Source organism: Streptomyces hygroscopicus (assembly GCF_026168105.1).
GTDB lineage: Bacteria > Actinomycetota > Actinomycetes > Streptomycetales > Streptomycetaceae > Streptomyces > Streptomyces hygroscopicus_D.
The window spans coordinates 148,518-157,888 of sequence record NZ_LBMW01000015.1 but is presented as its reverse complement, the minus strand read 5'-3'; the positions used below and the strand labels follow the sequence as shown (position 1 = coordinate 157,888).

The 9,371-nt window shown below is 70.0% G+C and carries 8 protein-coding genes; 6 read left to right on the top strand and 2 right to left on the bottom strand.

Annotated features, from left to right (window positions below):
• From AAW14_RS17135 to holA, 4 genes are all read left to right on the top strand, one after another.
• Window positions 1-1,223, top strand: a 1,223-nt coding sequence (locus AAW14_RS17135; protein WP_265564713.1) for a ComEC/Rec2 family competence protein, incomplete at its 5' end; no start/stop codon positions are given.
• Between the two features lie 4 nt (window positions 1,224-1,227).
• The gene (locus tag AAW14_RS17130) at window positions 1,228-2,067 is read left to right on the top strand and encodes an arylamine N-acetyltransferase family protein (protein ID WP_265564712.1); all 840 of its coding nucleotides are present in this window, start codon (window positions 1,228-1,230) and stop codon (window positions 2,065-2,067) included.
• Window positions 2,068-2,200: 133 nt separating this feature from the next.
• Entirely contained in the window at window positions 2,201-2,446 is a 246-nt protein-coding gene (locus AAW14_RS17125) for a hypothetical protein (RefSeq protein ID WP_265564711.1), read from the top strand.
• A gap of 585 nt (window positions 2,447-3,031) precedes the next feature.
• A complete protein-coding gene (gene holA, locus AAW14_RS17120) occupies window positions 3,032-4,021 on the top strand; it encodes a DNA polymerase III subunit delta (protein ID WP_265564710.1) in 990 nt (329 codons plus the stop codon).
• Between the two features lie 258 nt (window positions 4,022-4,279).
• On the opposite strand, the gene rpsT is transcribed toward holA, so the two are convergent.
• A complete protein-coding gene (gene rpsT / locus AAW14_RS17115; protein ID WP_055489968.1) occupies window positions 4,280-4,546 on the bottom strand; it encodes a 30S ribosomal protein S20 in 267 nt (88 codons plus the stop codon).
• A 233-nt stretch (window positions 4,547-4,779) separates the two neighbouring features.
• Between rpsT and lepA the strand changes: the two genes are divergently transcribed.
• Entirely contained in the window at window positions 4,780-6,648 is a 1,869-nt protein-coding gene (lepA, locus tag AAW14_RS17110) for a translation elongation factor 4 (RefSeq protein ID WP_265564709.1), read from the top strand.
• 241 nt (window positions 6,649-6,889) lie between these two features.
• Window positions 6,890-8,764, top strand: a complete 1,875-nt coding sequence (locus tag AAW14_RS17105) for an AMP-dependent synthetase/ligase (protein ID WP_265564708.1) — start codon at window positions 6,890-6,892, stop codon at window positions 8,762-8,764.
• A gap of 24 nt (window positions 8,765-8,788) precedes the next feature.
• Here the strand turns inward: AAW14_RS17105 and AAW14_RS17100 are convergent, their stop codons facing one another.
• On the bottom strand, window positions 8,789-9,364 hold the full coding sequence (locus tag AAW14_RS17100; protein WP_265564707.1) for a response regulator: 576 nt from the start codon (window positions 9,362-9,364) through the stop codon (window positions 8,789-8,791).
• Window positions 9,365-9,371: the final 7 nt, after the last annotated feature.

Here is a 9,371-nt window from a genome sequence, read left to right as displayed (position 1 = left end):
CGCCGCGCCTGGCCGAGGCGCTGGCCGCCGCTGCCGCCGCCCAGGCGCTCTGCGCGCCGGTCGTCGCGGTGCTGTCCGCGCGGGTGAGCCTGGTCGCGGTGCCGTGCAACCTGCTCGCGGAGCTCGCCGTGGCTCCGGCCACCGTGCTCGGATTCGCGGCGCTGGCGGCCGCGCCGGTGGCCATGCCCCTCGCCAAGGGGCTTGCGTGGTACGCCAGTTGGCCCGCCGGGTGGATCGCCGACATCGCGCGCACGGGAGCGTCGCTCCCGGGCGGGGGAGTGGACTGGCCGGGCAACTGGACAGGAGCGCTGCTGCTGGCCGCCGTGACGGCGGTCGTCGTACGGGTCGGCCGGATGATGGTGGGACACCCCTGGCTGACCGGCGCCTGTGCCCTGGTGCTGCTGCTTGTGGTGGTGCGGCCGCCGCCCCTGACCCGGATGATCACCGGGTGGCCCCCGGCCGGTTGGAGGTTCGCGATGTGCAATGTGGGACAGGGGGACGCCACCGTGCTCGCGGCCGGGGAGGGCGCGGCGGTGGTGGTGGACGCGGGCCCCGATCCGACGCCGGTGGACCGATGCCTGACCGCACTCGGTGTCACCCGTGTCCCGCTTCTTGTGCTGACCCACTTCCACGCCGACCACGTGGCGGGGCTGCCAGGAGTACTGCGCGGCCGCTCGGTGGGGGCGATCGAGACGACCGGGTTCGAGGAGCCACCGGACCAGGCTGCGTTCGTACGTGCCCAGGCGGGCGCCCGGCACATCCCGGTCATGCGGGCCAACGCCGGGGAGCGCCGTCGCACGGGGCCGCTCGACTGGCAGGTGCTCTGGCCGCCACCGGACCCCGCTCCCGCCCCGGACGGACCGAATGACGCGAGTGTCGCGCTGCTCGCACGGTCGGCCGGGCTGACCCTGTTGCTGCTCGGCGATCTCGAACCCCCCGCCCAGCAGGCACTGCTGAGGTCGGCGGCCGGTGCGCAGCTGGGGCCCGTGGACGTCCTGAAGGTCGCCCACCACGGGTCGGCGTACCAGGATCCGGAGCTCATACGGAGGGTGGCTCCCCGGCTCGCGCTGATCTCGTGCGGCAAGGGCAACCCGTACGGCCATCCGGCGCCCGGTACGGTCGCGGCGCTGCGGGACGAGGGGGCGCTCGTGCTGCGTACGGACGAGGACGGGACGATCGCGGTCGTCGGAGCGGGCGAGGAGCTGAGCGTGGCGAGAGACTGAGGTCATGAATTCCGCACAGGTTGACGCCTATCTCGACAGGATCGGGGCGGAGCATCCCGCCTGGCCCACCGTCGACGTGCTGCGCGAGCTGCACCTCCGTCATCTCCGGACCGTCCCGTTCGAGAACCTCTCGATCCACCTCGGCGAGGAGATCGTGCTGGAGGAGAAGCGGCTGATCGACAAGATCGTGCGGGAGCGCAGGGGTGGCTTCTGCTACGAACTGAACGGGGCGTTCGGGGCGTTGCTGCGGGCGCTCGGCTTCGATGTCACGCTGCTCGCGGCCCGGGTGTACGGGAAGGACGGGCGGCTCGGGGTGCCGTACGACCATCTGGTGCTGCGGGCGCGGACGGTGGACGGGGGCGACTGGCTGGCCGATGTCGGTTTCGGTGCGCACAGCCACTATCCGCTGGCGATCGGGGAGCGGGGCGAGCAGGCGGATCCGGCCGGGGTGTTCCGGGTGGTCGAAGCCGGGGCGGATCCCGCGGGAGTGCGAGGAGGCGGCGCTTCGGCGGAGTTCGGGGACCTCGATGTGCTGTATGGCGGCACGCCGCAGTACCGGTTGGAGATGCGCCCCCGGGTGCTCGGGGACTTCGTGTCCGGAGCGTGGTGGAACAGCACATCGCCGGTGTCGCACTTCGTGCGCTCGCTGGTGTGCTCACGGGTCACGGAGGACGGCGGACGGATCACGCTCAGTGGCAGCCGTCTCACCGTGACGGCCCCCGACGGGCGGAAGGAGGCCGCGGACCTGGCGAGCGACGCGGAGGTGCTGGAGGTGTACCGGGAGCGGTTCGGGATCGAGCTGGACCGGGTGCCGACAGTGCGCAAGGCGGACCGACACGGCTGAGCCGCCGGGCGCCCGAACGCCCGACCGCCGGAGCTGCCGGTGGCGGGCGACGGGACGGACGCCGCGCGAGGAGCGGGACCCTGCGCGGCGGACCCCGGCGCGGGGCGCGCCGGGACTCACGGAAAATGACCTCGTGAGCGATGTGAGACATGTGCTGGTGCTGCCCGACCGTGATGCCGCGGAGGAGGCGGCGGAGGGGCTCAGGGAGCGGTTTGCGCTCGACGAGGAACCGCGGATCGTCCGGGACGCCCTGGCCGGTGAGGACGACGCGGAGGACGTGCAGTGGCTGGTGGTTCTCCGGGACGAGGCGGAGCACCTCGACCCGGAGGAACTGGACGCGTTCGCGGGGGAGTGGGACGGCTGGCGGGAGGAGCCGTGACACTGGGCGGGGCGATGGCCCGGCATCCGACCGGAGCCGGTCGCGCGGGTGTGAACGTTGGTCTCGCCGTGACCGGTGGTTCCGACCGTGACCGGTGGCCTGGGGGTGACCGGTTCTCGCCGTGACCGGTGGCCTGGGGGTGACTGGTCCTCGCCGTAACCGGCGGCCTGGGGGTGAACGTTGGTCTCGCCGTGACCGTTGGGCTCGCCTTGACCGGTGGTCTCGCCGTGACCGTTGGGCTCGCCTTGACCGGTGGTCTCGCCGTGACCGTTGGTCCCGCCTCGACCGTTGGGCTAGCCGTGCCCGGTGACCCGGCCGTGCCCGATGGCCCGCCCTGCCCGATGACCCCGCCCTGCCGAACGGGCCCGATGGCCCAGCCGGCCAGTGGCCCCGCCGTAACCGCTCGATGGCGGACCGCGTTGTCAGATGCCGGACCTCTTTGTCAGGTGCCGGGGCGCGGCGCGGGTGGTGGACCGCACCGTCAGGTGTCGGAGCGCGGCGTCGGGTGGTGGACCGCACCGTCGGGTGGCCGGACCGCGTTCTCACCGGACCGCGTTGTCAGTGGCACGTGGGATGCTGTCCGTGATGGCCAACAAGACCGCGAATGACGACCCTCTCGCCCCCGTCACGCTTGCCGTGGGCCAGGAGGACCTCCTGCTCGACCGTGCCGTGCAGGAGGTGGTGGCCGCTGCCCGGGCCGCCGACGCCGACACGGACGTACGGGACCTGACCCCGGACCAGTTGCAGCCCGGCACGCTCGCCGAGCTGACGAGTCCGTCGCTGTTCGCCGAGCGCAAGGTCGTGGTCGTACGCAACGCGCAGGATCTGTCCGCCGACACGATCAAGGAACTGAAGGGGTACTTCGTGTCGCCCGCCGAGGAGATCACCCTGGTGCTGGTGCACGCGGGCGGCGCCAAGGGCAAGGGGCTGCTCGACGCCGCGCGCAAGGTGGGAGCGCGGGAGGTGGCGTGCCCCAGGATGACGAAGCCGGCGGACCGGCTGGCGTTCGTGCGCGCGGAGTTCCGTACGCGGGGGCGGTCGGCGACGCCGGAGGCCTGCCAGGCGCTGGTCGACGCGATCGGGAGTGATCTGCGGGAGCTGGCGTCCGCGGCCTCGCAGCTGGTCGCGGACGTCGAGGGCACGATCGACGAGGCGGTGGTCGGGCGTTACTACACCGGGCGGGCCGAGGCGTCGAGCTTCACGGTCGCGGACCGGGCCGTCGAGGGGCGGGCGGCGGAGGCGCTGGAGGCGCTCAGATGGTCGCTGGCGACGGGGGTGGCACCGGTGATGATCACGAGTGCGCTCGCGCAGGGCGTGCGGGCGATCGGCAAGCTGTCGTCGGCTCGCGGCGGGCGTCCCGCGGATCTCGCGCGTGAACTGGGCATGCCGCCGTGGAAGATCGACCGGGTGCGGCAGCAGATGCGGGGCTGGACGCCGGACGGGGTGGCGGTCGCGCTGCGGGCGGTGGCCGAGGCCGACGCGGGCGTGAAGGGCGGCGGGGACGATCCCGGGTACGCGCTCGAGAAGGCCGTGGTGACCGTCGCGCGGGCGGCGCGCTCGAGGGGGCGGGCGTAAGCCGGGACGGCCCTTGCCCGGTGAGCAGGCTCCGCCGCACCGAAAGCCCCGCCGCAACGAAGAGCCGCCGCAACGAAGAGCCGCCACACCGAAAACCCCGCCACCCGCCCTGGGGAAGGGCGAGGTGCCGGGGTTCTCGGTACAAGCTGATGGATCCGCGCCCGCGTGGCGAACGCAGGCCGCGCGCGGATCCGGGGGTGCCGGGTGGGAGCGGATGAGAGAGGGCCCGCTCGGTTCCCTCCGGCGTCAAATCAAGTGTCAGCCCTTGAGGGTCGCGACCTTCGTAGCCAGCGCCGACTTCTTGTTGGCGGCCTGGTTCTTGTGGATGACGCCCTTCGAGACGGCCTTGTCGAGCTGACGCGCAGCGGCGCGCTGGTACTCGGTTGCCTTCTCGACGTCACCCGCGGCAGCGGCCTCGCGAGCCTTGCGGATCGCGGTCTTGAGCGAGGACTTGACGGCCTTGTTGCGAAGGCGCGCCTTCTCGTTCGTCTTGTTCCGCTTGATCTGGGACTTGATGTTCGCCACGAATGAGCCTCTACAGGTTCAGGCACGCGGGGCTGGCCGCCTCACGCGCCGGTGATTTCTTCGAAGACGTGCCTCGCGCTGAGAGGGCAGGAGACACAGCCACCCAGGCTACCAGCCGCCTTCCGGCCCGCCCAAACCCGTCGCAGCCTCCCGCGCGTGGGACCATGGAGGCTACGTATCGATCCGACCCGAGACCGCAGACACTGCGGACGCCTCAAGAATCAGGACCCTGCGTGCCCGCGACCCCTAGCCATGTGCCCGAGCCGAGCCGTACCGACCCGGCGCTGATCCGCAACTTCTGCATCATCGCGCACATCGACCACGGCAAGTCCACGCTCGCCGACCGGATGCTCCAGCTGACCGGCGTCGTCGAGCAGCGGCAGATGCGCGCTCAGTACCTCGACCGCATGGACATCGAGCGCGAGCGCGGCATCACGATCAAGTCCCAGGCGGTGCGTCTGCCGTGGGCTCCCACCCACGACCGGGGCAACACGCACATCCTCAACATGATCGACACCCCGGGGCACGTCGACTTCACGTACGAGGTCTCGCGGTCGCTCGCCGCCTGCGAGGGGACCGTCCTCCTCGTCGACGCCGCCCAGGGCATCGAGGCCCAGACTCTCGCCAACCTCTATCTGGCGATGGAGAACGACCTCACCATCATTCCGGTGCTCAACAAGATCGACCTGCCGGCCGCCCAGCCCGAGAAGTTCTCCGAGGAACTCGCCAACCTCATCGGATGCGAGCCCGACGACGTGCTCAAGGTCTCCGCCAAGACCGGCCTGGGCGTCGAGGCGCTCCTCGACAGGGTCGTCGAGCGGATCCCGGCCCCGGTCGGTGTCGCCGACGCGCCCGCCCGCGCGATGATCTTCGACTCCGTATACGACTCCTACCGGGGCGTGGTCACCTACGTCCGTGTCGTCGACGGGCAGCTCAACAAGCGCGAGCGCATCCGGATGATGTCCACCGGCGCCACCCACGAGCTGCTGGAGATCGGCGTCAACTCGCCCGAGATGATGCCGGCCGACGGGCTCGGGGTCGGTGAGGTGGGCTACCTCATCACCGGTGTGAAGGACGTCCGGCAGTCCAAGGTCGGTGACACCATCACCAGCCAGTCCAAGGGCGCCGAGGAACCGCTGGGCGGGTACAAGGACCCCAAGCCCATGGTCTTCTCCGGGCTGTATCCGCTCGACGGCTCCGACTACCCCGACCTGCGCGAGGCCCTGGACAAGCTCCAGCTCAACGACGCCGCGCTCGTCTACGAGCCGGAGACCTCCGCCGCCCTCGGCTTCGGCTTCCGCGTCGGCTTCCTGGGGCTCCTCCACCTCGATGTGATCCGTGAGCGGCTCGAGCGCGAGTTCGGGCTCGACCTGATCGCCACCGCGCCGAACGTGGTCTACCGCGTGATCATGGAGGACGGCACCGAGCACATCGTCACCAACCCGAGCGAGTTCCCCGAGGGGAAGCTCCAGGAGGTGTACGAGCCGGTCGTAAGGGCCACCATCCTCGCGCCCACCGAGTTCATCGGCGCGATCATGGAGCTGTGCCAGACTCGTCGCGGCACGCTGCTCGGCATGGACTACCTGTCCGAGGACCGGGTGGAGATCCGCTACACGCTGCCCCTCGCCGAGATCGTCTTCGACTTCTTCGACCAGCTGAAGTCCAAGACCCGCGGATATGCGTCGCTGGACTACGAGCCCACCGGCGAGCAGAGCAGCTCCCTGGTCAAGGTGGACATCCTGCTGCACGGCGACAAGGTCGACGCCTTCTCGGCGATCACTCACAAGGATCAGGCGTATGCGTACGGCGTACGGCTCGTCGCCAAGCTGAAGGAGCTCATCCCGCGGCAGAACTTCGAGGTGCCGGTGCAGGCCGCGATCGGCTCCCGGGTGATCGCCCGCGAGACCATCCGCGCCATCCGCAAGGACGTCCTCGCCAAGTGCTACGGCGGTGACATCTCCCGGAAGCGGAAGCTCCTGGAGAAGCAGAAGGAGGGCAAGAAGCGGATGAAGATGGTGGGTTCCGTGGAAGTTCCGCAGGAGGCCTTCATCGCCGTGCTCTCCAGTGATGACAGCGCGGGGCCGGCCAAGAGCAAGAAGTAACCGCGGGTTACCTCGGCAAACCGGGTGGAACGGGGGCCCGTCGCACCAAAGTGCGGCGGGCCCCGGTGCGTGTGCCCCGTAGCTCTCTGTAGGAAGCGACAGGCCGCCGCCCCTTACGCAGTGGCCGGTCGGGCTCTACTCTGATCTCTGCTCGATAGTTACTCGCGAGTTAAACAACAGCTCTCGAGTGAAAACATGCCGCAATGAGCCAGCCGCACCGTCGCGGGCCCCGGAGGACGTCGTGAGCGACACACAGACTTTGATCGAGAACCGTCCGCCGTCCGTGGCGGCCCTCTTTCTGGAGCGCGTGGCGGCCACGCCCGACGCCGAGGCCTACCGGTACCCCGTGGCCGCCGCCTCGGGACAAGGGCCGGACGAGTGGAAGTCGCTGAGCTGGGGGCAGGCCGCCGAGCGGGTCTATGCGATCGCGGCCGGACTGATCGAGCTGGGCGTGCAGCCGGAGCAGCGGGTGGCGCTCGCCTCCTCGACGCGGGTCGAGTGGATCCTCGCCGACCTGGGCATCCTGTGCGCAGGCGCCGCCACGACCACCATCTACCCGCAGACGAACTCCGAAGAGTCGGCGTTCATCCTGTCCGACTCCAGCAGCAAGGTGCTCATCGCCGAGAACGCCGAGCAGCTCGCCAAGGCGCGGGAGAAGCGCAGCGAGCTGCCCGAGCTGACCCATGTGGTGGTGATCGACCCCATGGGCGTGGAGACCGGCGACTGGGTGCTCACCCTCGCCGAGCTGGAGAGCCGCGGCGCCGCGTACCTGGAGAAGAACCCCGAGCTGATCAAGGAGCGGGTCGGCGCGATCACCAAGGACCAGCTCGCCACCCTCATCTACACCTCCGGCACCACCGGCCGCCCCAAGGGCGTGCGCCTGCCGCACGACAACTGGGCGTACATGGCGAAGGCGATCTCGGCCACCGGGCTGATCGGCGGCGACGACGTGCAGTACCTGTGGCTGCCGCTCGCGCACGTCTTCGGCAAGGTGCTCACCTCCGGACAGATCGAGGTGGGACACGTCACCGCCGTCGACGGTCGCGTCGACAAGATCATCGAGAATCTGCCGGTCGTGCAGCCGACGTACATGGCGGCCGTGCCGCGCATCTTCGAGAAGGTCTACAACGGGGTCGCGGCCAAGGCGCGGGCCGGCGGCGGGGCCAAGTACAAGATCTTCCAGTGGGCGGCCGGGGTCGCGCGCGAGTACGCCAAGGTCTCGCAGGACAACTTCCGCCGCACCGGCGCCCACGCCGTGCCCTTCGGTCTCGCCGCCAAGCACAGGGTGGCGGACGCGCTGGTCTTCGCGAAGATCCGCGAGGCGTTCGGCGGCAGGCTGCGCGCCTGCGTCTCCGGCTCCGCCGCCCTCGCGCCCGAGATCGGGTACTTCTTCGCGGGCGCCGGCATCCACGTCCTGGAGGGTTACGGCCTCACGGAATCCTCGGCGGCCTCCTTCGTGAACCCGGGCGAGGCGTACCGGACGGGCACGGTGGGCAAGCCCCTGCCCGGTACCGAGGTGCGCATCGCGGACGACGGCGAGATCCTGCTGCGCGGCCCCGGCATCATGGAGGGCTACCACGGACTGCCGGAGAAGACCTCCGAGGTGCTGGAGCCGGACGGCTGGTTCCACACCGGGGACATCGGCGAACTGTCGCCCGACGGCTATCTGCGGATCACCGACCGCAAGAAGGACCTCATCAAGACCTCCGGCGGCAAGTACATCGCGCCGGCCGAGGTCGAGGGCCAGTTCAAGGCCGTGTGCCCGTACGTCTCCAACATCCTCGTGCACGGTGCCGACCGGAACTTCTGCACGGCGCTCATCGCACTCGACGAGGTCGCGATCGTGGAGTGGGCGAAGGAGAACGGGCTGGACCGCACGTCGTACGCGGAGATCGTGGCGGCGCCCGCCACGGTGGAGATGGTCGACGGCTACGTCAAGCAGCTGAACGAGGGGCTTCAGCGCTGGCAGACCATCAAGAAGTTCCGGCTGCTGCCGCGCGACCTCGACGTGGAGCACGGTGAGATCACACCGAGTCTGAAGTTGAAGCGACCGGTGGTGGAGCGGGAGTACAAGCATCTGATCGATGAGATGTACGCCGGTACGCGCGAGGCGTAGGAGCGGCCGCGACCGTACGGCGCCCTACTTCACCTGGCCCTCGGCCACCAGTTGCCGTAGCTCCCGGACCTGGCTTCGCAGTTCCGCCAGGTCCGGGGGTTCGTCTGCGGCCAAGTGTTTCTCCAGGGCGGCCAGACGGATGCCGAGTTCCGCCGCGTGCCTGCTCCGCTGGGCCAGCATCCGCTCCAGCTGCACGGTCTTGCGGTGCAGATCGAGGAAGACCGACACCTTCGCGCGCAGCACCCACGGGTCGAAGGGTTTCGTCAGGTAGTCGGCGGCCCCGGTGGCGTATCCGCGGAAGGCGTACCCCGCGTCGGCGTCCGAGCCGGTCAGGAAGATGATGGGGACGTCCTTGGTCTGGTCGAGCCGTTTGATGTTCGCGGCGGTCTCGAAACCGTCCATTCCCGGCATCCGGATGTCCAGCAGAACGACGGCGAAGCGTTGCCTGAGCAGCGCCTTCATCGCCTCCTCGCCCGAACGCGCACGCACCAGCGGCTCGTTGAGGGACCCCAGGACGGCCTCCAACGCGGTCAGATTGTCCCCCATGTCGTCGACGAGGAGGATCCCGGCGCGGTCGTCGGTCATTGCCGCAGCAAGCATGGTGATG